25 protein-coding genes are annotated in these 22015 nt (G+C 68.7%); 23 read left to right on the top strand and 2 right to left on the bottom strand.

The genetic code is table 11. The annotated features are described in order from the left end of the window. Positions 1-4: 4 nt before the first annotated feature. Together D3218_RS06170 and flgF are read right to left on the bottom strand one after the other, a co-directional pair. Positions 5-1336: a FliI/YscN family ATPase gene (locus tag D3218_RS06170; RefSeq protein WP_119539045.1), complete on the bottom strand. Its 1332-nt coding sequence runs from the start codon at positions 1334-1336 to the stop codon at positions 5-7. Beyond that, positions 1333-2058, bottom strand: a complete 726-nt coding sequence (flgF, locus tag D3218_RS06165) for a flagellar basal-body rod protein FlgF (RefSeq protein ID WP_119539044.1) — start codon at positions 2056-2058, stop codon at positions 1333-1335. The genes D3218_RS06170 and flgF overlap by 4 nt, the downstream gene beginning before the upstream one ends. A gap of 187 nt (positions 2059-2245) precedes the next feature. Here flgF and motA point away from each other — a divergent pair, with 187 nt between their 5' ends. From motA to D3218_RS06055, 23 genes are all read left to right on the top strand, one after another. Then, on the top strand, positions 2246-3112 hold the full coding sequence (motA, locus tag D3218_RS06160; protein WP_119539043.1) for a flagellar motor stator protein MotA: 867 nt from the start codon (positions 2246-2248) through the stop codon (positions 3110-3112). A gap of 9 nt (positions 3113-3121) precedes the next feature. Further along, positions 3122-4057, top strand: coding sequence for a FliM/FliN family flagellar motor switch protein (locus tag D3218_RS06155; RefSeq protein WP_119539042.1), 936 nt, complete (start codon positions 3122-3124; stop codon positions 4055-4057). Further along, on the top strand, positions 4038-4406 hold the full coding sequence (locus tag D3218_RS06150) for a hypothetical protein (RefSeq protein ID WP_119539041.1): 369 nt from the start codon (positions 4038-4040) through the stop codon (positions 4404-4406). The genes D3218_RS06155 and D3218_RS06150 overlap by 20 nt, the downstream gene beginning before the upstream one ends. 161 nt (positions 4407-4567) lie before the next feature. Further along, the gene (gene fliN, locus D3218_RS06145; protein ID WP_210209652.1) at positions 4568-4897 is read left to right on the top strand and encodes a flagellar motor switch protein FliN; all 330 of its coding nucleotides are present in this window, start codon (positions 4568-4570) and stop codon (positions 4895-4897) included. Between the two features lie 36 nt (positions 4898-4933). After that, complete coding sequence (locus D3218_RS06140) at positions 4934-5932, top strand: FliG C-terminal domain-containing protein (RefSeq protein WP_168990423.1); 999 nt, start codon at positions 4934-4936, stop codon at positions 5930-5932. Between the two features lie 71 nt (positions 5933-6003). Then, positions 6004-7092: a flagellar biosynthesis protein FlhB gene (flhB, locus tag D3218_RS06135; RefSeq protein ID WP_119539039.1), complete on the top strand. Its 1089-nt coding sequence runs from the start codon at positions 6004-6006 to the stop codon at positions 7090-7092. Positions 7093-7164: 72 nt separating this feature from the next. Beyond that, the gene (locus D3218_RS06130; protein WP_119539038.1) at positions 7165-7614 is read left to right on the top strand and encodes a hypothetical protein; all 450 of its coding nucleotides are present in this window, start codon (positions 7165-7167) and stop codon (positions 7612-7614) included. 191 nt (positions 7615-7805) lie between these two features. Continuing rightward, positions 7806-8186 (top strand): flagellar basal body rod protein FlgB, encoded by a 381-nt coding sequence (gene flgB, locus D3218_RS06125; protein WP_119539037.1) that lies wholly within the window; start codon positions 7806-7808, stop codon positions 8184-8186. Positions 8187-8190: 4 nt separating this feature from the next. Beyond that, the gene (gene flgC / locus D3218_RS06120; RefSeq protein ID WP_119539036.1) at positions 8191-8607 is read left to right on the top strand and encodes a flagellar basal body rod protein FlgC; all 417 of its coding nucleotides are present in this window, start codon (positions 8191-8193) and stop codon (positions 8605-8607) included. 5 nt (positions 8608-8612) lie between these two features. Continuing rightward, positions 8613-8933 carry a flagellar hook-basal body complex protein FliE gene (gene fliE / locus D3218_RS06115; RefSeq protein WP_119539035.1) on the top strand — a complete coding sequence of 107 codons (321 nt, stop codon included), beginning with the start codon at positions 8613-8615 and terminating at the stop codon, positions 8931-8933. A gap of 15 nt (positions 8934-8948) precedes the next feature. Continuing rightward, a complete protein-coding gene (gene flgG / locus D3218_RS06110) occupies positions 8949-9731 on the top strand; it encodes a flagellar basal-body rod protein FlgG (protein WP_119539034.1) in 783 nt (260 codons plus the stop codon). Between the two features lie 5 nt (positions 9732-9736). After that, positions 9737-10213, top strand: coding sequence for a flagellar basal body P-ring formation chaperone FlgA (gene flgA / locus D3218_RS06105; RefSeq protein WP_119539033.1), 477 nt, complete (start codon positions 9737-9739; stop codon positions 10211-10213). Further along, positions 10210-11415: a flagellar basal body P-ring protein FlgI gene (locus D3218_RS06100; RefSeq protein ID WP_119539032.1), complete on the top strand. Its 1206-nt coding sequence runs from the start codon at positions 10210-10212 to the stop codon at positions 11413-11415. The genes flgA and D3218_RS06100 overlap by 4 nt, the downstream gene beginning before the upstream one ends. Beyond that, complete coding sequence (locus D3218_RS06095) at positions 11415-12017, top strand: MotE family protein (RefSeq protein ID WP_119539031.1); 603 nt, start codon at positions 11415-11417, stop codon at positions 12015-12017. The genes D3218_RS06100 and D3218_RS06095 overlap by 1 nt, the downstream gene beginning before the upstream one ends. Further along, the gene (gene flgH, locus D3218_RS06090; RefSeq protein ID WP_119539030.1) at positions 12014-12724 is read left to right on the top strand and encodes a flagellar basal body L-ring protein FlgH; all 711 of its coding nucleotides are present in this window, start codon (positions 12014-12016) and stop codon (positions 12722-12724) included. Before D3218_RS06095 ends, flgH begins: the two co-directional genes overlap by 4 nt. 139 nt (positions 12725-12863) lie before the next feature. Further along, positions 12864-13403: a flagellar basal body-associated FliL family protein gene (locus D3218_RS06085; RefSeq protein ID WP_119539029.1), complete on the top strand. Its 540-nt coding sequence runs from the start codon at positions 12864-12866 to the stop codon at positions 13401-13403. Next, the gene (gene fliP, locus D3218_RS06080) at positions 13400-14176 is read left to right on the top strand and encodes a flagellar type III secretion system pore protein FliP (protein WP_425359291.1); all 777 of its coding nucleotides are present in this window, start codon (positions 13400-13402) and stop codon (positions 14174-14176) included. Before D3218_RS06085 ends, fliP begins: the two co-directional genes overlap by 4 nt. A gap of 320 nt (positions 14177-14496) precedes the next feature. Then, the gene (locus tag D3218_RS06075; RefSeq protein WP_119539028.1) at positions 14497-15327 is read left to right on the top strand and encodes a flagellin N-terminal helical domain-containing protein; all 831 of its coding nucleotides are present in this window, start codon (positions 14497-14499) and stop codon (positions 15325-15327) included. Positions 15328-15534: 207 nt separating this feature from the next. Next, the gene (gene fliF, locus D3218_RS06070; RefSeq protein WP_245414938.1) at positions 15535-17244 is read left to right on the top strand and encodes a flagellar basal-body MS-ring/collar protein FliF; all 1710 of its coding nucleotides are present in this window, start codon (positions 15535-15537) and stop codon (positions 17242-17244) included. A 3-nt stretch (positions 17245-17247) separates the two neighbouring features. Beyond that, on the top strand, positions 17248-18114 hold the full coding sequence (locus D3218_RS20055) for a hypothetical protein (protein WP_245414937.1): 867 nt from the start codon (positions 17248-17250) through the stop codon (positions 18112-18114). Continuing rightward, positions 18111-19232 (top strand): flagellar motor protein MotB, encoded by a 1122-nt coding sequence (locus D3218_RS06065; protein WP_280959958.1) that lies wholly within the window; start codon positions 18111-18113, stop codon positions 19230-19232. The genes D3218_RS20055 and D3218_RS06065 overlap by 4 nt, the downstream gene beginning before the upstream one ends. Further along, a complete protein-coding gene (locus tag D3218_RS06060) occupies positions 19229-20542 on the top strand; it encodes a hypothetical protein (RefSeq protein WP_119539026.1) in 1314 nt (437 codons plus the stop codon). Before D3218_RS06065 ends, D3218_RS06060 begins: the two co-directional genes overlap by 4 nt. Beyond that, entirely contained in the window at positions 20539-21975 is a 1437-nt protein-coding gene (locus D3218_RS06055; protein ID WP_119539025.1) for a flagellar hook-length control protein FliK, read from the top strand. The genes D3218_RS06060 and D3218_RS06055 overlap by 4 nt, the downstream gene beginning before the upstream one ends. Positions 21976-22015 lie beyond the last annotated feature (40 nt).

Raw genomic sequence — 22015 nt, 5'->3', positions numbered from 1 at the left:
CCCCTCATGCGTTGCCGGTCAGGCTCGTCTTCAGCCGGTGCGAAAGCTCGTCGAACGGCGACTGCGCCGGCACGTCGCCCGGATGCTGCATCATGCAGCCGTAGACGTGGGGTACGAGGTCCACCGCTTGGTCGAGCGTCGGGTCGGCACCGCGCTGATACCCGCCCAGGAGCCGCAGATCGCGCGTGTCCTCGAAGCGGGCAATCATCGCCTTGAGGCGGGAGACGAGCTCGCGCTCCTCCGGCTTCCAGGCGAGATCGGCCATGCGCGAAATCGACTTCAGGAGATCGATCGCGGGGAACCGCCCTTCCTCGGCGATTGCGCGGTCCAGCACGATATGGCCGTCCAACGTGCCGCGGATCGCGTCCGCCACCGGTTCGTTGTGGTCGTCGCCGTCCACCAGCACGGCGAACAGGCCGGTGATCGTGCCGCTCCCCTCGGCGCCGGGTCCCGCCCGTTCCAGGAGGCGCGGCAGTTCGGAAAAGACGCTCGGCGGATAGCCGCGTGCCACCGGCGGCTCGCCCGCCGCCAGCGCGACGTCGCGCGCGGCATGGGCGAGGCGGGTGACCGAATCCACAATTAGAAGAACATGCTCGCCCCGATCGCGGAAGTATTCGGCCACCGTCATCGCGGTCTTGGGGGCGAGACGGCGCATCATGGCGCTCTCGTCGCCGGTGGCCACCACGGTGACCACGCGCGACAGCTCGCCGCGCATGGTCTCCTCCAGGAACTCGCGCACCTCGCGGCCGCGTTCGCCGACCAGCGCCACCACCACCGTGTCGAAGCCGGGGGCGCGCGCCAGCATGCCCATCAGCGTCGACTTGCCGACGCCCGAGCCTGCGAAGATCCCCATGCGCTGGCCGCGGATCAGCGGCGTGAAGATGTCGATCGCCCGCACCTGGGTCGGCACCGGCTGGCGTATGCGCGCGCGGCGCATGGCGGCGTCCGGCAAGCTGTCGGTGACGAACTCGGCGTCCCCGTTCTCCAGCGGCCCGAGGTCGTCGCACGGCCGTCCGAAGGCGTCGATCGTGCGTCCCTTCCAGGCCGGGGAGGGGGCGACGGTGACGGGGCCGGTGCGGTAGGCGAGCGTGCGCACGCCGCTGTGGAAGCGCACCGCAAAGGGTTTCACGGTCGCGGCCGCCTCCTCGACGCGCACCACCTCGCCGAGCTCGGGCCCGTGCGGCCCCTCGCAGACGATGCAGTCGCCGAGGCGGACATAGGGGCTGAGCCCCGCCACGCGGAACGACTGCGGCGAGACGTCCACCACGTGTCCGCTGACGCGCACCAGCGGCTGATCCAGGCCGGACAGGTCCTTCTTCCGGCTGGCTTCCCTCACTTGCTGGCTCCGAGCTGGGTCACCGCATCGTTGAGCGAGTTCTCGGACGTCTGGATCATGTTCGCGGCCTGCTCGAAGACCCGCTGGACCTCGATCAGCCGGGTCATCTCGAGGATGGGATTGACGTTGGACCCTTCCACGAAGCCCTGCGCCACGCGGTCCTCGTTGAAGTCGATCACCGGCTGGGCCGGCGCGTCGGGAACCACGCCCGACGTGCCGGCGCGCGACAGGTTCGCGCCGACCGGCATCTTGAACAGGCCGACCGCGCCGAGCTGCGCGCCGGCCTGCGTGATCATGCCGTCGTGCGCGATGTGGACGGGGCCGCCGTTCGGGTCGATCAGGATCGGCGCGCCGCCGACGTCGAGAAAGGACTCGCCGTTGACGGTCTTGAGCTCGCCGGCGTCCGACATCTGCATCCGCCCGTCGCGGGTGTAGACGGTGCCCTTGGGCGTCTGGATCGCGAAGAAGGCCTCCCCGGCGACGGCCATGTCCAGCGGGTTGCCGGTCTCGGTCAGCGCCCCGGCGCGGGTCGAGATGTACTGCTGCCCCTCCGAGGCGAAGGCCACCGTGCGCGCGGAGGCACGCGACAGTACGCTCTCGAACTTCACCTCCTCGGAGCGGAACCCCGCCGTGCCCACGTTGGCCAGGTTGTTGGCGATCGTGTCGAGACGCTTCTCCATGGCGAGCTGCGCGGAAAGGGCGACGGGGAGCGTGGTTTGCATGGAGGAACCTGGGACTGAACGGCTGGAAGGGCGCCGGCGCCGCCGCCGGGCGGACCGTAATCGCGGGCATCTTGCCCTGTCCGAATGGATCGAAGCTGACCCGCGAACCCCGCGAACGCACAGTCTCGCGCAAGTCCGCCTCGTTAATTCTCCTTACCAATTCCTTTATCGTTCAAGGGACAGCCCGATGGGTATCATTCTCGGCCTTATCGTGACGGTCGGCTGCGTTCTCGGCGGCTACGTCGCGTCTGGCGGACATCTCTATGTGCTCTGGCAGCCCTACGAGCTCCTGATCATTCTGGGCGCGGCCCTCGGCACGTTCCTGATCGCCAACAACATGAAGGTCGTGAAGGATACCGGCAAAGCCGTCGGCGAGGCCTTCAAGAACGCCGTGCCCAAGCAGCGCGACTATCTCGACCTCCTGAGCCTCCTTCACTCGCTGATGCGCGAGATGAAGTCGAAGTCGCGCTCCGAGTTCGAGGCGCATGTCGACAACCCGGCCGACTCGGCGATCTTCAGCGCCTTTCCGAGCATCCTGAAGAACAAGCCGATGACCGACTTCATCTGCGACTACTGCCGCCTGATCATCGTCGGCAACGCCCGCCCGCACGAGATCGAGGCGCTGATGGAGGAGGAGATCCAGACCGTCGCCCGCGACCAGCTCAAGCCCAAGCACGCGATCCAGGACATTGCGGACGGCCTGCCGGCGCTCGGCATCGTGGCCGCGGTTCTGGGCATCGTCCACGCGATGGGCGCGCTCGACCAGTCGCCGGAAGTGCTCGGCCATCTCGTGGGCGCGGCGCTCGTGGGAACCTTCGCCGGCATCTTCTTCTCCTACGGCGTCTTCGCGCCGCTGGCGACCAAGGTGAAGGGCGTGCGCGAGAAGAAGATGCGGATGTACGTCATCATCAAGCAGACGCTGATCGCCTACATGAACGGCGCCCTGCCGCAGGTCGCCCTGGAATACGGCCGCAAGGCGATCTCCGCCTACGACCGCCCCACCATCGACCAAGTGGAAGCCGAGACCATCGGCGGCGCGCCCTCGGCCGCGTAAGGAACGATCATGGACACGGTCACCGAACGCAACATCGGCGAGCGCCTCCGCTCCGCCGCCCGCATCGAGCCGGAGCGCTTTCCGCGCCTCAAGCTGATCGGCAACAAGTGGGCCGAAGCCGTGTCCGCCAAGCTGGCGGCGGCCCACGCCTCGCCCCTTTCCGTCGAGTTCGTCGCCTCCTCGCCCTTCGTGCTGTCGACCGCCGCCCTGTCGGAAACGGACACGCAGATGGTGCTCACCGTGCGCTCGGCCAAGTGGCGCGAGACGGCGCTGGTGGCGGCCGACGGGCGGTTCGCCGACACGATCACCGAGGCGGGCTTCGGGGGCGACGGACGCGACGCGCCGGCCGCGGGGCGACCGCTGACCAGCGTCGGGCGCTTCTTCGCCGACGCCGCGCTGCGCACCTTCGTGGAGACGGGCAACGCGGTGTTCGCGGATGTCGTGGCGCTCGGCATGTCCGCCGACCGTCTCCTGGTCGAGGGGATCGGCCACAAGCTCGAAGAGGCGATCGCCCCCGAGGCGCGGGCCTTCCTGGAGTTCCGGTTCCGGGTGTCGATCGGTCGCTGCGAGGCGGCGCTGCGCGTCGCGATCCCCGAATCGGTGCTGTCGCCACACCGCCGCAAGTTCGCCGCGCTGCCCGACGAGGGCCCGTCGATCGTCGACGAGACCTGGACGCGCGATCTGGAGGCCGGCTTCCAGAAGACCGACATGCACGTGCGCGCCATCCTGTGCGAGCAGCAGTCGTCGCTGGGCGAGATCTCCACCTTCCACGTCGGCCAGACGATCGCGCTGGACGCCACGATGCAGAGCCTCGTGCTTCTGGAATGCGAGGGCCAGCGCCTGTTCCGCGGCTCCATGGGCCGCTCGCGCGACACCTACGTCGTCAAGGTTTCCGAACCCGTCGACCCGACCGAGGAGTTCATCGATGACATCCTGGCTCATTGACGCCATCCTGGTCGGCGCCCTCCTCATCACGAGCTGGCGCACCGGCTCGATGTACAAGGAGCTGAAGCGCCTTCGCTCCGAAGAAAGCGGCTTCCGCCAGGCGCTCGAGGACGCCGACGCCTCGATCAACCGTGCCGCCAACGCCGTGGTTCTCCTGAAGAGCGAGGGCGTCCGCACGCTGCGCGCGCTGGAGGAACGGGCCTGCGAGGCGCAGGAGCTGGTGGAGCGGCTGGACGTCCTGCTCGATTCCTACGAGCAGCGGCGCACCGCCTCGGTCACCGCCGCGACGATCCTCCATGACAACGACGCGATCTCCCGTTTCGCGTCAGTTCCGACCGCTATCCGTTGATGACCGGATCGCCTGCGATCCGACCTATTCCAAGGACGACCCCGATGCAGAACGAGACGATGGAAGTCGAGACCGAAACCCAGTTCGGTGGCCAGTTCGGCGCCATGGAGGCGGGGTTCGAGATGGACGAGACGGTCGAGGACACCGAGGAGGCCCACGAGATGGGCCATGGGATGAGCTTCGCGGACGCGGAGGAGGAGCCCGCCGTCGAGGCGACGCCCAACCTCGACGTCATCATGAACATCCCGGTGACCATGCAGGTCGTGCTCGGCTCCACGGTGATGCCGGTCGCCAACCTCATGAAGCTGGGCCGCGGCGCCGTGGTGAAGCTCGACACCAACATCTCCGACCCGGTGGACCTCATCGTCAACGGCCGCATCGTCGCGCGGGGCGAGGTCGTGGTCCTGGAGAACGAGGAATCGCGTTTCGGGATCACGCTCACCGAGATCGTCTCCCCCACCGCCCGCCAGCCGCGGGTCAAGGGCGCCTAACGGCCGATGCTCTCCGAAGCCTATCAGAGCCGAGAGTTGGGAGCGCCGACGCTGTCCGGCGCCTCGCGCGCCGCCGTCCTGCTCCTGACGCTGGGCGGGGAGGGCGCGACCAAGCTCCTGAAGCACTTCTCCGCCGAGGAGATCCGTGCGTTGCGCCAGAGCGCGGCGCTGCCCAATTCCGTCACCCCGATGGAGCTGGACGAGATCGTCGCCGACTTCCAGGACGCGTTCCGGGTGGGGCCGGCGATCACCGGCCTCGACGGCGAGATGACCAAGCTGCTGCGCAGCAGCCTGACGCGCGAGGAGCTCGCGCTCGTCTTCGACGGCGAAGCGATGCCCGTCGACGAGGGCGGCGTCCCGGTCTGGCAGGAAATCGAGCAGCTCGGGCAGGAGGCGCTGGCGAAGGTGCTCGACCGCGAGCATCCGCAGGTCGCGGCCTATATCCTGCAGCGGGTGAAGTCGGACTTCTCCGCCACGATCGTCGCCGGGATGCCGGCGACCCGACGCAACGACATCATGCGCCGCATGCTCTCCTCGGCCCCGCCGCCGGAAGCGGTCGCGCGGCTGATCGAGCGGCGCTGCCGCGAGGCCTTCGTGGCCGCCTCCAAGGGCGCCGAGCGCCGCGAGCGCTACGCGACCATGGCCGAGATCGTGAACCGCATGGAGAAGGCGCAGACCGAGGAACTCCTCGCCGCGCTGGAGACCGCGGAACCGGAAGAGGCAGCCGCGCTGCGCAAGCTGCTCTTCGCCTTCGAGGACGTGGCCGGGCTCAGCAGGAAGGGGCGGCTCGTCCTGTTCGACGCGATCCAGGTGGAGCAGGTGACGCTGGCGCTCAACGGCGCGCCGCAGGACCTGCGCGAGGCCGTGCTCTCGGCCATGGGCGCCCGCGCGCGTCGCATGGTGGAAGCGGAACTCGGCCGCAACGAGCCGGCCGCCGCCGACGCCGTCCAGGCGGCCCGCCGGGCGATTGCCGGCGCCGCCCTGAGCCTTGCCGCCGAGGGGCGCATCGACCTCGCCGAGAAGGCCGAGGGCTGATCCAACCAGCGGCCCCGGCGCCCTGAGCGGCGTCCGGGGCCCGCATCGTTTCGCGGGAAGGCGGGCGCGGCATGGCGGAGGGGGCGGACAAGGAGTCCCAAACCGAGGAACCGACGGAAAAGCGAATTCGCGACACCGTCGAGAAGGGCAACCTTCCGGTTTCCCGCGAGGCGCCGATCCTCGCCTCGCTCCTGGCCGCGATCGCCGTCGTGGTCTTCCAGGCCCGCAACAACGCCGCGCAGCTCGCCAGCGATCTCAAGGTCACCTTCGAGAACCCGACGCAATGGTCGATCGGGAACGGAATCGACGCGCTGCAGTTTCTGCACACGATCACCATCCAGAGCGCCAAGTTCGTCCTGCCGGCGACGGGCCTCTTCATGCTGGCCGGCATCCTCGCCTCGCTGCTTCAGAACCCGCCGCAGATCAACCTGGAGCGCATCCGGCCCAAGTATTCCAACATGTCCCTGTCCAGCGGATGGAGCCGGATGTTCGGGCGCCGCGGATTCACGGAGTTCGGTAAAGCCTTATTCAAGTTCTCCGCCGTTACGATCATCGTTGGTTGGATCTTGTCCGACGAACTGCCCTTGCTCTTGAAGACGATGTTCTCGGACCCGCTGCTTCTTCCCGAAACGATCCTGGGCCTTGCCATGCGGCTGCTGGCGGCGGTGTCCGTCGCCACGATCGTGCTGGTGGCCGCCGATCTCCTGTTCTCCCGCATCCTGTGGCGGCGCGACCTGCGCATGTCCAAGCAGGAGATCAAGGACGAGATGAAGCAGGCCGAAGGCGACCCGATGGTGAAGGCGCGCCAGCGGCAGATCGCGCGCGAGCGCACCAAGCGGCGCATGATGGCGGCCGTGCCGCGCGCCACCGTCGTGATCGCCAACCCGACCCACTACGCCATCGCCCTGCGCTACGTGCGCGAGGAGGGCGGGGCGCCCGTGGTCGTGGCCAAGGGCGTCGACGTCCTGGCGCTGAAGATCCGCGAGATCGCCGAGGCCAACGAGATCCCGGTGATCGAAGACAAGCTCTTGGCAAGGTCGATGTACGATCATGTCGAGATCGACCAGATGATTCCGCCGCAGTTCTTCAAGGCCGTTGCGGAACTCATCTACTTCCTCCAGTCGCGCTCCAGTTCGCGCCTGGAGATCGGGGCAGCCTGACCCGGCCGACCTGTCGACGTCTGCCTTCCCTTGCGGGAAGTCGTATCGATCCATTTCGCGTAAAGGTCCTCCATGGGTTCCCACGTCATGCTCAACGTTCGCAACAAGTACGCAGCCGACCGCGAGAAGGCGCTGGCGAACGGGATCAAGGAAGTGGTGGCCGAGCTGCGGCTGGTCGACGTCGTCGACTACGTCGCGTTCCTGCGGATGGACCAGTTCGGCAACATCGCCGACATCGTGGAATCGTCGGCGCAGCTCTATCTGGCGCCGGGCTCGCTCCGCTTCGCGGGGGGCGGCGACGTGCACCTTAACTGGGGTAGCGCGCCGACCATCGACCTCGACATGGAGTTCCACGGGGGCGAGGTCACCGTCCACTTCAAGCTGTCGTTGTCCGCCACCAAGGCGGGCGTCCACATCAACTACATCGCCTTCTCCGAGCCCGACGCCGATCCGGCCGCGAACACCGAGCGCCTCAAGGCTGCGATCGCGGCGGCGCGACTGGCGACGGCCCGCCAGCCCTGAACCAGCCGCCGACCCTCGACCCTTTCACGGACCCCGCCCTTCGGCGGGGTCTTTTCGTTTCACGTCGTTGATATTTCGTTAATACTGATTAACGATAGGTTAATACTAATAAATTTGTAAGATCGTCAGCTTCGGACAAGTGCCTCTTCCTATGAATGGGGGCATCGAAGACCTGTTCGAGGACGCGACCGTTGAGCGAGTTCTACCTTTTCGGGCTCAGTTCCCGCCGTGCCGAATGGCTCTCCGCGCGCCAGGCGGTGGTGGCGGAGAACGTCGCCAACGCCAACACGCCGACCTACCGCGCCAAGGACGTGACCCCGTTTTCCGAGGTGCTGGAGACGACCGCTCTTCAGATGTCCGCCTCCAGTCCCAGCCATCTCGTGGCCTCGGCGGGGCGCGAGTTCGGTGTGGACGAGACCAAGCAGACGCCCTGGGACATCACCCATTCGGGCAACTCGGTGAGCCTCGAGCAGGAGATGCTCAAGGCCGGCGAGGTGTCGCGCGACTTCGCCCTCTCGACCTCGGTCGCGAAGTCGTTCCAACGCATGTATCTGTCGACGCTGAAGGGCTAGTGCCTTGACCGACTCCATCTCCTCCGCCCTCAAGATCGCAGCCAGCGGTCTGGAGGCGCAGTCCGAGCGCATGCGCGTCGTGACGGAAAACGTCGCCAACGCGCGATCCACCGGCGAGACGCCCGGCAGCGACCCCTATCGCCGCAAGACCGTGTCCTTCACCAGCGAGATGGACCGCCTGACGGGCGCCGACCTCGTGCGCATCAAGTCCGTCGACACCGACGGTTCGGACTTCAAGATGGAGCTCGACCCCGGCAATCCGGCCGCCGACAAGGACGGCTACGTGAAGATGCCGAACGTCAGCATGCTGGTCGAGATGGCCGACATGCGCGAGGCCAACCGCTCCTACGAGGCGAACCTGCAAGTCATCAAGCAGGCGCGCGAGCTCATCAATCTCACCATCGATCTCATGAGAGGCTGACGCCCATGATCTCCGCCATCGGCAGTGCCATGCCGCGCGTCGACGCCCTGCGCCTCGACGGTCTTTCCCCCGCATCCGCCACGGGCGCAGGGGCCACCGCCGAAGCCGGCCAGAGCTTCGCCGCCGCGATGACCGAGATCGCCCGCGAGGCGGCCCAGACCATGAAGGGCGCCGAGACGACCTCGATCCAGGGCGTCAACGGCAAGGCCTCCACCCAGGCCGTGGTCGACGCCGTGATGGGCGCCGAGCGCACGCTTCAGACGGCCGTCGCGCTGCGCGACAAGGTCGTCTCCGCCTATCTCGAACTTTCCCGCATGTCGATCTAAAGAGAGTCCCAGCCCATGCGCGCCCTTGCGATCGCCGCGACCGGCATGAACGCCCAGCAGACCAACGTCGAAGTGATCGCGAACAACATCGCGAACATCAACACAACCGGCTTCAAGCGCTCGCGCGCCGAGTTCACCGACCTGCTCTATCAGGTCGAGCGGATGCAGGGCGTGCCCGCCCGCGGCGGCGAGAACGTCGTGCCCGAGGGCGCGCGCATCGGCCTGGGCGTGCGCACGGCCGCCGTGCGCGCAGTCCACATCCAGGGTGCCCTGGAGCAGACCGGCAACAACCTCGACCTCGCCATCAACGGCCAGGGCTGGTTCCAGATCGAAGGGCCGGGCGGCGAGACGCTCTACACGCGCGACGGCGCCTTCAACAAGAACGACACGGGCCAGATCGTCACCCTCGACGGCTTCACCGTGGATCCGGGCATCACCGTGCCGGAGAACACGACCGACCTCTCGATCAACGATTCCGGCGAGGTCTACGCGACGGTGGACGGCGAGGCCCAGCTCATCGGCCAGCTCACCATCGTCAACTTCGCCAACGAGCCGGGCCTGGCGGCCGAGGGCGGAAACCTGTTCCGCGAGACCGCCGCCTCGGGCGCGCCGATCGCCGGCGTGCCGGGCGACCCGGGCTTCGGCATCATCAAGCAGGGCTATCTCGAGAACTCCAACGTCGATCCGGTGAAGGAAATCTCCGAGCTGATCTCGGCGCAGCGCGCCTACGAGATGAACTCCAAAGTCATCCAGGCCGCCGACGAGATGTCGGGCGTCGTCTCCAAGGGCATTCGCTGAGCATCATGACCGCCATCGCCCGCCTTGCCCGAAACGTCCTGGCCGCCGCCGCGCTCGGCCTCGTCCCGGCCGCCGGCTCGGCGGGCGCCGCCGACCTCAACCTGCCGGTGCCGACCGCCGTGGTCTATCCCGGCCAGAGCGTCCTGGAGCGCGGCGTCATCTCCGCCCGCTTCTCCGTGCCCGGCAACCAGCTCTCGGCCTACGTGGTCGAGGAGGGCATGCTGAAGGACCGGCTCGCGCGCCGCACCCTGCTGCCGAACCAGCCGATCCTGCTCAGCGACCTGAAGTCGCCCGACGCCGTCACGGTGGGGCAGGCCACCACCCTCGTCTACCGCGAGGAAGGGCTGCTGATCACCGGCAAGGGCATCCCGCTCCAGTCCGCCCAGGCCGGGCAGGCCGTGCGCGTGCGCAACATCGACAGCGGCGTGACGATCAGCGGCGTCGCGACCGAGGACGGAAGCATCGAGGTGTCGTCGCGATGAGCTCCCTCCTGCGCCGGCTCGTGCTCGGCTCCTGCCTCGTCGCCTTCGCGCTGCCGGCCCAGGCCGCCGACTACGGCGCGCAGGACTTCGGCTACGCGCAGGCCGGCATCGGCGCGCGCGAGAACTTCCAGACCATCGTGCCCCGTGCCCGCCAGTCCGGCGGCGTGCGCATCAAGGACGTCACCACGATCAAGGGCGTGCGCGACAACCAGCTCGTCGGCTACGGCCTGGTGATCGGTCTCCAGGGCACGGGCGACAGCTTGCGCAACTCGCCCTTCACCGAGCAGTCGCTCCAGTCCATGCTGGATCGCATGGGCGTCAACGTGCGCGGCGCCAACCCGCGCACGCGCAACGTCGCGGCCGTGATCGTCACCGCCGACCTGCCGGCCTTCGCCGGCATCGGCTCGCGCATCGACGTGTCCGTCTCCTCGCTCGGCGACGCCGCTTCGCTCATGGGCGGAACGCTGGTGATGACGCCGCTCTACGGGCCCGACGGAGAGATCTACGCGGTGGGGCAGGGGGCGCTGGCCGTCAGCGGCTTCACCTCCGAGGGCACGAACGAGAGCCTGACGCAGGGCACGCCCACGACGGGACGGATCGCCGGCGGCGCGCTGATCGAACGCGAGGTGCCGCGCGCCACGGTGGACACGCCCGTGATCACCATGGAATTGCGCAATCCGGACTACCGGACCGCGATCCGCGTGGTGGACGCGATCAACGCCTTCGCCGTGGGCGCCTGGGGCAAGCCGGTGGCGCGCGAGCAGGACTTCCGCACCATCTCGCTGACCCGCCCGACCAAGATGTCCTCCACCCGCTTCATCGCCGACCTCGGCGACCTGATGATCGAGCCGGACCAGGCGGCGCGCGTGGTGATCGACGAGCGCACCGGCACGGTGGTGATCGGCAAGGACGTCCAGATCTCCACCGTGGCCGTCACGCACGGCAGCCTCACGGTGCGCATCACCGACATTCCGAACGTCTCGCAGCCCGGACCGCTGAGCAACGGCGAGACGGTGGTGACCGCCGACACGGTGGTGAACGCGGAGCAGGGCGGCGGCAACCTCGCCATCGTCCAGGGCGCCAATCTGGACAGCGTCGTGCGCGGCCTGAACCGCCTCGGCCTCAAGCCGACCGGCATCATCGCCATTCTCCAGGCTATCAAGACGGCCGGCGCCATGCAGGCCGAGATCGTGGTGCAGTAATGACCCCCATCGCTTTTCCGCGCGCCCGCTTCGGGCTCGGCCTTGCCCTCGCCGTCCTGGCGGCCGGCTCCGCCTTCGCGGCCGAGGGCGCGTCCGAAGCGCCGCCGCAGATGCCGGCGGGTCCCGCCAAGCTGCGCGTCATCGGACCCGACGGCAAGGAGGTCGTGCCGCCCGACGTGCAGATGACCGACACCGAGCGCTACTGCGCCAACATCGCCAACCCGGCGCTGGACGCGCGCAACGCGATGCAGCTCGCCGAGATCAAGCAGGCGGAGGACGAGATCTCCGCCAAGATCGACGAGCTCGAGACCAAGCGTGCCGAGGTCGAGAAGTGGCTGGGCGAGCGCCGCGACTTCATCGAGTCCACCTCCGACATCGTGATCGGCATCTATGCCGGCATGAAGCCGGACGCGGCCGCCGCGCAGATGGCCGCCCTGGACCGGCCCATCGCCGCGTCGCTGCTGACGCGCCTCAAGGCACGCCAGGCAAGCGCGATCCTGGCGGAGATGCCCGCTCCCATCGCCTCCGAGCTTGCGGCGCTGATCGTCAAGAAGACCGACCGGGCCTCCGCCGAGGCCGGCGCAAAGGACCAGACCCTGTGAGAGCCATCGCCCCCATCCTGGCGGCGGGCCTTCTCGCCGGCTGCTCCACCACGCGCGAGGACGCGTTCCGCGAGCCCGTGCTGACGCCCGTCGGCACCGGCCTCTACCAGAACGCGCCGATCGTCCAGCCCGCGCCCGGCCCCGGCCCCGGCGAGCTGCCGCGCAACGTCAATTCGTTGTGGACCGGTCGCAACGCCGATCTCTTCCGCGACACGCGCGCCCTCAACATCGGCGACATCGTCACGGTGAAGATCAAGATCGACGACAAGGCGACGCTCGACAACAACACCAAGCGTTCGCGCGATTCCGGCGTGGACGTCGGCGCGGACCTCAAAGGATCGCTCGGCTCCTTCGGGCTCCCGACCGTCGGCACGACGCTTGGCCTTTCGAACGGCACCAAGGCGACGGGCAAGGGCAAGGTGGACCGCAAGGAGGAGATCAACGTCTCGGTCGCCGCCGTGGTGACGCAGGTCCTGCCCAACGGCAACCTCTACATCGCCGGCCAGCAGGAGGTCCGCGTCAACTTCGAGGTGCGCGTTCTGTCGATCGCCGGCATCATCCGGCCGGGCGACATCCTGCCGAACAACACGATCAACTACGAGAAGATCGCCGAAGCGCGCATCTCCTACGGCGGTCGCGGCCGCCTGACGGAGGTGCAGCAACCGGGCTGGGGGCAGCAGGTCCTCGACAACGTGCTGCCCTACTGACGCCATGCCTTGCCGCCGGCGCGGCAAGGCTCGCGACAGGGCGATTTCTTAACACTTCCTTGCCGGGCTGCGGTGCCCGGCGGGACGATCCCGCCCAGACCGCGCCCGGCTGCCCCATTTCCCGCCGCCGGAGCGCCGAATGACCGAGCTCAGCCCCGAAGCCCTGGCTTTCATGTCCGAGGGCTCCGCGCCTCCCAAGAAGAGCAGCAAGGCGCAGACCGTCGGCGCGCTGGTCGGGCTGACCGTGATCGCGCTGGCCGGGGGCGCGGGCCTCGGCTTCCTGCTCAAGAAGGATCCGCCTGTCGCGGAGGCACCGCCCGCCGCCGACGCCGCGCAGGCCTCGGCCGTCGATCCCGCGCTGGCCGTCGCACCGCTCGGTACCAAGGAGGTCGTGCAGCCGCTCGAGCCGATCCTCACCAACCTCGCGTCGCCTCCGGGCACGCAGGTCCGTCTCGAGGCCGGGCTCATCCTGTCGCTCTCGGACGACGAGAGCGTCGACCAGACCCTTCTGGCCGCGCAGGTCCAGGCCGACACGCTGGTCTTCCTGCGCACGCTGGAACTCGCCCAGATCGAGGGCTCGCGGGGCCTTCTCCATCTCAAGGAGGACCTCCTGGAGCGGGCGAGGATGCGCTCCACCGCCGTCGACGACGTCATCGTGCGCTCGTTGATCGTCAAGTGAAGCGGCTCTTCCTCCTTCTGGCGGTGCTGGCCGCCAGCGCCGTGCCGGCGCTGGCGCAGGATGCGGTCGCCAATGCGGCGAGCGGTCTCGCCTCGCTGATCCCCGCCGGCGACGCCGCCGTCTCGGGCCGCATCGTCCAGCTCTTCGGCATCGTCACCGTGCTGTCGGTCGCGCCGGGCCTCCTGGTGATGGTCACGGCGTTCACGCGCGTGGTGATCGCGCTGTCGATCCTGCGCACCGGGCTCGGCCTCCAGACCACGCCGGCCAACCTCATCCTGATCTCCCTGTCGCTCTTCATCACCTTCTTCGTGATGATGCCGACCTTCGACCAGTCCTGGCGCGACGGGCTCCAACCGCTGATGCGCGGCGAGATCACGGAAGAGGAGGCGCTACCGCGGATCGCGGAGCCGTTCCGCGAATTCATGCTGGACCAGGTGCGCGAGGAGGACCTCGCCCTGTTCAACAACATCAACGAGGCCTCCATCCGTGACCGGCTGCCCGTGGTGGAGCAGGGCTCCAACGACGACACGGTCGACTTCCGCATCCTGGTGCCCGCCTTCATGATCTCCGAGCTGCGTCGCGGTTTCGAGATCGGCTTCCTGATCGTCCTGCCGTTCCTGGTGATCGACCTGATCGTCGCGACACTCACCATGTCCATGGGCATGATGATGCTGCCTCCGACCATCATCTCGCTTCCCTTCAAGATCCTGTTCTTCGTGCTGATCGACGGCTGGAACATGCTGACGGGAAGCCTGGTGCGCTCCTTCATGTAGCCGGGCCGGCGCAAGCTCCTTCGCCGCGCGTGCCTTCTAAGGCCTCCGAACCTTCGGGTTCGGGGGCCTTTCGCGTTCGTGGACGGGCACATCCCGAAGATTCCTGGGCTTGGCGGCCGATGCCTAAAACTTGAATCGAATTCCAGCTCGAAGACTGACGGTGTGTAATCTATACCTCGCCACTGTAAGTCGGTTCTGGGTGATATATTCAATTTTACGGATCAAATACAGCAGGTATTCCGAGTTCCCCGGTAGTTTTGTCTTCGAAGCAGAGAGCAACGGCTCGAAGAAAGCTTCAAAGATAAAACGGGGAAAATACAATGGTTTCGATCAACACCTCCGCCAACGCCGCCGTTCTCGCCAGCATCCGCCAGATCAACAGCGACCTCGCCACGACCCAGCTGCGCATCGGAACCGGCAAGAAGGTCAATTCGGCGTCCGACAATTCCAGTGTTTGGTCGATCGCGCAGGCTATCCAGTCCCAGCAGTCGCAGCAGGACGCCCTCTCTTCGGCGATCTCGGTGACGAAATCTCAGGTGGATACTGCCGTCACTGCCTTGGATACCGTCGCCAAGCTCCTCAACGAGGCGAAGACTCTCGCGGACAGCGGCACGAATGCATCGTCCGATTACACGGCTCTGATGGGTAAGATCGACGCGATCAACGCACAAATCAAAGCCACGGTCGACAGCGCCAGCCTGAAGGGTAAGAACTGGCTGACCGACGCGAATGGCGTCAGCGTCACGCTCGGCTACAAGGCTGACGGAACCACCGCCAACACCGTGTCCGCAACGACCAAGGATCTCTACGCTGCTGCCGGGACAGGCGAACTGACGGACTACGTAGGGACGGCCGATGCGACGGATGCGGCAACGGCCGCGACCTACAGCGCCGCGGTGACCACGGCCCTCAACGCCGTGACCCAGTACCAGGCGTCGCTTTCCTCCTTCTCGTCGTCGCTCGGTATCCAGCAGGACTTCATGAAGGCTCTTTCCTCGATCCGCTCCGATGCCGTGAGCCAGTTGGTGGATGCCGACCTGACCGAAGAGAACGCGAAGATCACGGCCCTCCAGACCCAGCAGGCGCTCGCCTACCAAGCCCTTTCGATCGGAAACTCGTCCTCGCAGAACATCCTGCGCCTCTTCCAGTAAGCCACGGCGACGCAACGCGTCTCCCCGTCGCGCCATTCGCTGGCGGCTTACGAAGCGACCCTCCGGTGCTCCCCGTGCCGGAGGGTTTCCGATTCTGGCCAGAACTACCGGTCCTGCATTCTTCATCATTCGGTAAGGTCATCACGCCCGCGCAAGCTTGTGCGGCCACATTGCGGCCATCACTTCCCGCATTCCGCAGGCGAACGAATGGCGATGGTCGCTCGGGCCGAGGCCCAAAAACTCCTGTCCAACCTTCAGTCGCTGGGCGGCCGCAAGCTGGGCGCGCTCGCGTTGATCGGCGTGGTCGCCATCGCGCTGGTGAGCCTCGCCGCGTTCTACCTGTCCAAGCCGACGATGGAGACGCTCTACTCGGGCCTCGACCGGCAGGACGTGACGCGGATCGGCGCGGCGCTGACCGAGGCGGGCATCCCGTTCGACGTCAACGCGGCGGGCGACACCGTCTCCACCAACTTCCCCCAGACCGCGAACGCGCGCATGCTGCTCGCCGAGAAGGGCCTGCCGCGTTCGGAGAATGCCGGCTACGAGCTCTTCGATTCGATGGGCTCGATGGGCCTCACCACCTTCATGCAGGAAGTGACCCGCGTGCGCGCGCTGGAAGGCGAGCTCGCACGCACCATCCAGACGCTGAAGGACGTGCGCGCGGCCCGCGTCCACATCGTGCTTCCCGAAGCGGGCTCGTTCCGTCGCGAAAGCCAGAAGCCTTCCGCCAGCGTCGTGATCCGCACCGACAACACGGAGGACTTCGCGAACGCGCAGGCGATCCGCCACCTCGTGGCGAGCGCCATTCCCGGCATGCAGGTCGACCAGGTCACGGTGCTGAATACTGACGGCACCCTTCTCGCCTCCGGCGACGACGCCTCCAACGCCACCTCCACCAAACAGCTCGGGATGGAGGGCATCGTGTCCTCCTCGATCCAGGACTCGATCCGCCGCACGCTGGCCCCCTATCTTGGCGTCGGCAACTTCCAGTCCAGCGTGATCGCACGGCTCGACACGGACCGCCGCCAGATCTCCTCGCGCAAGTTCGACCCCGACGGCCGGGTGGAGCGTTCGACGCGCACCGTGCGCGAGACGGGCCAGTCGACCGACTCGGCCGCCAACGACAACGCGACCACGGCCGCGCAGAACGTGCCGCAGGCCGCGCCCCAGGCGACGCCGGCCGGCAAGTCCTCTTCCGAGGCCAACGAGCGTCGCGAGGAGCTGACCAACTACGAGATCAATGAGACCACGACCCAGACCGTGTCGGACGGCTACGACGTGCGCCGCCTGTCGATCGCCGTGGTGGTCAACCGCGCCCGCCTGGTCGCCACGCTCGGCGAGAACCCGACCCAGGAGCAGATCGACGCCGCGCTCGCCGAGGTGAAGACCCTTGTCGCGTCCGCCGCCGGCATCACCGACAGCCGCGGCGACCAGCTCGAGGTCACCGCCGTCGACTTCGTGTCCAACGGCCAGGACCTGCAGCCCGTCCCGTCGCCCGGCTACGGCGAGATGCTGCTGAAGCAGTCCGGGACCGTGGTCAACGCCCTGACCATCCTCGTGGTCGCCGTGCTCGTCATCTGGTTCGGCCTGAAGCCGGCGATCCGCGCCATCTCCGCGCCGGCCGCCAACGACAACGCCGACGACGGCCTGCTGGCCGGCGACACGCCGATCGAACTCCAGAACCCGATGCTGGACGGGGGCGACCTCGGCCCGCTGGGCACGCCTCCCGGCTTCGGCGCCGACCTCGTGGCCTCGCTCGGCTACGGCGAGCCGCCCGCCGGCGACGACCTTCTCGACGAACTCACCCGCAACCGTGCCAACTCGCCCAAGGTCCGCCTCGAGAAGCTCGTCGATTTCGACGAAGCCCAAGCGGCGGCCATCCTCAAGCAGTGGATTCACCAGAAAGAGGCGGCCTAAGCCATGATCCCTCTCGCGCAATTCCTGTCGGACGAAACCGAGGACGAGTTCGTTCCGCTGCGCCCGCAGGCCCCGCGCCGGGCGGCGGCCGCCCCCCGCGCCTTCGAGGCCGGCCTGCCGCGCCTCTCGACGCCCGCCGCCCCGGCGCCTCGCCCGGCCGTCAAGGCCGCGCAGCCCGGTGCCGCGCTGCGCCCCACGGCGATGCCCGCCAAAGCCCTGCAGGCCGCCGGCGTCGCCGCGCCCCAGCCGCGCCCAGTCGCCGAGCCCCGCGTTCCCCTGCGCGAGCTCGAGGCGGAGCGGCAGGCCTGGGCCCGCGAGCGTGAGACGCTGCTGCGTGCCCATGAGATCGCGCTCGCCCAGGCCCACCATGACGGCGCCGCGGAGGCCGAGGCCTCCGTGCGCCAGGACCTCGAGCGCGCCTCCGCCGAGCGGATCGAGAGCCTGCGCCAGACCCTGGCCGCCGACCACGACGGGGCGCTCGCGGAAGCGCGCCGGCAATGGGTCGAGACCGAGGGCGACCGGCTCGCGGACCTCGTGATCCTGCAGATGGCGGTGTTCGAGGACGCGCTGAAGTCGACGCTGAGCTCGCTGCTGCGCCCCCTGGTGCTGGACGCCCGCAAGCGCATGACGGTGGACGAGCTCGCGGGCGCGGTGAAGACCATCGCCTTCGACGGTTCCACCGTGAAGATCGCCGCCTCCGGGCCGCCCGATCTTCTGGATTCGCTCGAGGGCAAGCTCGGCGACCACGCGCGCCACGTCTCGTTCGACGCCGACGAGACGCATACCGACGTGCGCATCGACGCCAACCAGACCGTGATCGAGACCCGTCTCGCGGCCTGGCTCAAGGCCGTCGAGGAGGCGCTTTCGTGAGTGCAGCCGACGCCGAAAGGCACGAGATCATCATCGTCCGTCGGAGCGGCGAAGGCGAGGACGGGCACCATGGCGGCGCCTGGAAGATCGCGTTCGCCGACTTCATGACGGCCATGATGGCCTTCTTCCTGGTGATGTGGCTGACCAGCGTCTCGGACGATGCGACCAAGGCCCAGATCGCGCAGTACTTCAACCCGATCGAGTTGAACAACCCGCTGCCCCCGACCTCGGGCGTCAGCCAGGATCCGACCGCCGCCGCCTCGACGGCGGGGCAGGCGACCTCCAGCGGCGACACGCCCGGCACGCCCGGCGGCAAGCCCGTCGGCGGCGACGCCAAGGGCGGCGAGGACCAGGCCCTGTTCCGCGATCCCTATGCGGTGCTCGCCGAGATCGTGGCCGAGAACGAGGCGGCCGGCCAAACCGGCAAGGACACCGGCAAGCCGGACGGTACCGGCCTGCCCGGCCTCAACGGAGGCGACGCCTACCGCGATCCGTTCGATCCGACGTCCTGGCAGCTCACGCCCAACACCGTGGCGGGCAAGCAGGTGGATGTCTCGCCCGACGATTTTGCCACCGTGGCGGTCCAGCCGACGCCCGCGCCAGCGCCGGTCCAGGTCGCCGCGGCGCCCGGCGCGCCCGCCACCGACGAGCAGAACGACGCGGCGGAGCTCCAGAAGCAGATCGACGCCAGCGTCCCGGCCAAGGACGTCGCCGACGTCCAGGTCAAGAGCGGCGACGCGGGCTCGGGCACGGTGACCATCTCGCTGGCCGACACGCTCGACACCGGCATGTTCCAGATCGGTTCGGCCCGGCCCACGGCCGATGCGATCCGGCTGATGGAGAAGATCGCCGCCATCCTGAAGGATCGTCCGGGCGACATCGTGATCCGCGGCCATACGGATGCGCGCCCCTATTCGGGCGGCGGGCAGACCGACAACTGGCGGCTGTCCACCGACCGTGCCCACATGGCCTACTACATGCTCCGGCGTGGCGGTCTCGACGACAAGCGCGTCGAGGCGATCGAGGGGGTGGCCGACCGTCAGCCCAGCAACGCGTCCGATCCCGAGGCCGCCAGCAACCGGCGCATCGAGATCCTGTTGAAAGAACCCAAGGCGTGAGGAACTCCCTGCGGCTCCTGCTCGGCACGTTGCTGATCGGCGTGTCCATGCTGCCGGCGCGCGGCATGGAGGCGCCCGCCGCGCCCGCGCCCGCCGCCGCGGAGCACGGAGCCGAGACGACCGACGCCGCCGCACCGGCGCCCGAGCCGGAAGGCGAGGGCGGAGCCGCGCGCGAGGAACCGCCGGCGGCGCTAGCCGAGGGGCGCGACACGCAGTGGTCGCAGAGCCGCTCGCCGATGCCCTTCGACGTTATGCGCTCCGTGCAGTTCCTCCAGGATCAGGTGGCGCGGGGCAACGTGCGCGCGATCCGCGTCCAGGCGCTCCTGCTGCGGCGCTTCGGCGCCACCTTCCTGGAAGCGGCGCCCGAGGTCTGGAGCGATCCGCGCAACACGCGCGCCGTGGTTCTCTTCACCTTCAGCGGCGGCACGCCCGACGTGATCCAGGCGCTGCTGCGCGAGAACCGGCTGCCGGAAGGCGAGAAGCCGCTGTTCGAGGGCGCGCTCGCCTATGTCCGCAACGACCTTCCGGCCGCCGCGAAGAAGCTCGAAGCCGTGTCCGTGGACGCGCTGGAGCCGGTTCTGGCGGCGCAGGTCAGCCTCGCGCTCGGCCAGATCCACCAGTTCGACCAGCCCGCCGAGGCGATCGAGAACCTCACGCGCGCTCGGCTCCTCGCGCCCGGCACGCTGATCGAGGAGGCGGCGCTTCGGCTCGGCGTCCCGCTGGTGGACGAGAGCGGCGACCACCAGGGCGGTGACCGGCTCGCGCGCCGCTACTTCGACGCGTTCCACGATTCCAGCTACGTCTCCAATTTCGAGACGCGCTACGTCGCCATGGTCGTCGGGCGCGCGATGCCCGATGCGCACGCCGCGCTCCTGACGATGGACGCGGTGGTCGACGCGCTGCCCGTGGACCGGCGGCAGCGGCTCTATCTGGCGGCCGCCCGCCGTTCGCTCGTGTCCGGCAACCTCCGCTTCGCCGCCATCGCCTCCGACCGCGCGGTCGAGCTCGGGGAGCTGCAACCCGGCGACCTGGCGCGCGCCGTCCTCTATCACGCCGCGTCCTCCCTGGGTGTGGACGGGCAGGACGCCTCGCGTGCGGCCCTCGACGGGATCGATCGCGATCTCCTCCACGCGGAGGACGCAAAGCTGCTCGACGCCGCCTATTCGGTCCTCGATTCGATGGTCAAGCCGGCCCTCCTGTCGGAAGCGAGCAACGTGCCGCCGGACCCGCCGGAGACGTCCACCATCCTGTCGCGGGCGCGCGCCGCCCTCGATGCCGCATCCCATGAAATGAAGAAATCCGACCCATGAAGATCGATCTGTCGCTTGCTCCGCTCGACAAGGACGGCCCCGCGCGACCGTCCGCCAACGCGGACGCCGAGCGCGGCGCGATGGGCGACGCCTTCGGACGGGCGGTGCGGGACGCCGAAGGCCGGCGGTCGGCCAATTCCAACGACAGGGCCGGGAAGGCGACGACGGATGCCGGTTCCGCCGCCGCGACGGAGGCGAAGGACGAGGGGTCGGACAACGCGAGCGCCGCCGGAGATGAAGCCGAGGCGTCGGGCGAGGCCGGCTCCGAGGCGGCTCCGATGCAATCCCTCCTGGGCGCGCTTGCTTCCCTGACCGCGCAGAAGGCGGCCCAGCCGAAGGGCGGTGCGCCCGCCGCCGAGGAGGCAAAGGAGCAGAGCGGCGTGCCGGCGACGGCCGAACCGGACCCCGGTCCGATCGACGCGTCGGAAACGCCGAACGGCAAGGGCAAGGGCTCCATGAAGCTCGACGTCCTGCGCATGGAAACGCATTTCGAGCCGCGCCAGGACGGAATGGTTCTGGTGGAAGGGGCAGGCGCTGCGTCGGCGGACGCGGCGGGGCAGGCCGATGTCACGAAGACCGCATCCGGCGCGGACGCCGTGGCGGCGAAGCTGGCGGACGGAGCGAAGCTCAAGTCGGCGACTGCCGCCGCCGTCATGGCGGGCGAGGGGAGTGCATCGACGGCATCCCAGGACGACGGGCTTCCGCCGATGCGCTTCGACGAGGCGCTCGCCCGTCTCGGACGGGCCGGCGGTGACCGCTCGGGCGGCGAGACGGGCCGCGACGGCTCGGCGGCCTCGCAGTCGGCGCTCGCGGAACTGGCCGCGCGCCGCAGCGCCGCCAAGGGGGCGGACGCGGTGGCCGGCTCGGGAACGATTTCCGCCGCATCGCCCTACAACCTGGCGGGCCAGGTGGCCGGACCGATCATGGAGGCGCTGGGCGATCCGGGACAGGCTTCGGCCCCGGCGGCTTCGACCACGAGCGACGCTCATCTGCGCATGCGCGCCGGCGGCGGCGCGCTCAAGACCCTGACCATTCAGTTGCATCCCGAGCACCTGGGAACCGTGGACGTGTCCCTGCGCCTCAACGAGGGGCGCCTGACGCTGGAGCTCGCCGCGAGCCGCAGCGACACCGCCTCGATGCTCCTCGACGATCAGGCCTCCCTGCGCAAGCTCCTCGAGCATGCGGGCTTCTCGCTGGACGATGCGGCCATCTCCGTGGTCACCCGCGACAGCGGCCAGATCCGAACCGCCGACGGCAACGCCGCCGGTTCGCAGCAGCGCGATGCCGCCGGCGGCCAGCAAGGCGACGGGCGTTCGCAGACGCGCGAACAGTCCGGCGGCTCGCAGGAGCAGCCGTCACGTCGCCAGGCGCCGTCCCGCAGCGCGGACGACACCGCGTCGGCGACGTCGCGCTCGGGTTCCACCTACCTGTGATGCCGACACCGGGGCGCCGCCGGGCCAAGCGCTCGGCGGT

It is taken from the genome of Aureimonas flava (assembly GCF_003583935.1).
Classification (GTDB): domain Bacteria; phylum Pseudomonadota; class Alphaproteobacteria; order Rhizobiales; family Rhizobiaceae; genus Aureimonas; species Aureimonas flava.
This window is presented reverse-complemented; position numbering and strand designations above follow the sequence as displayed.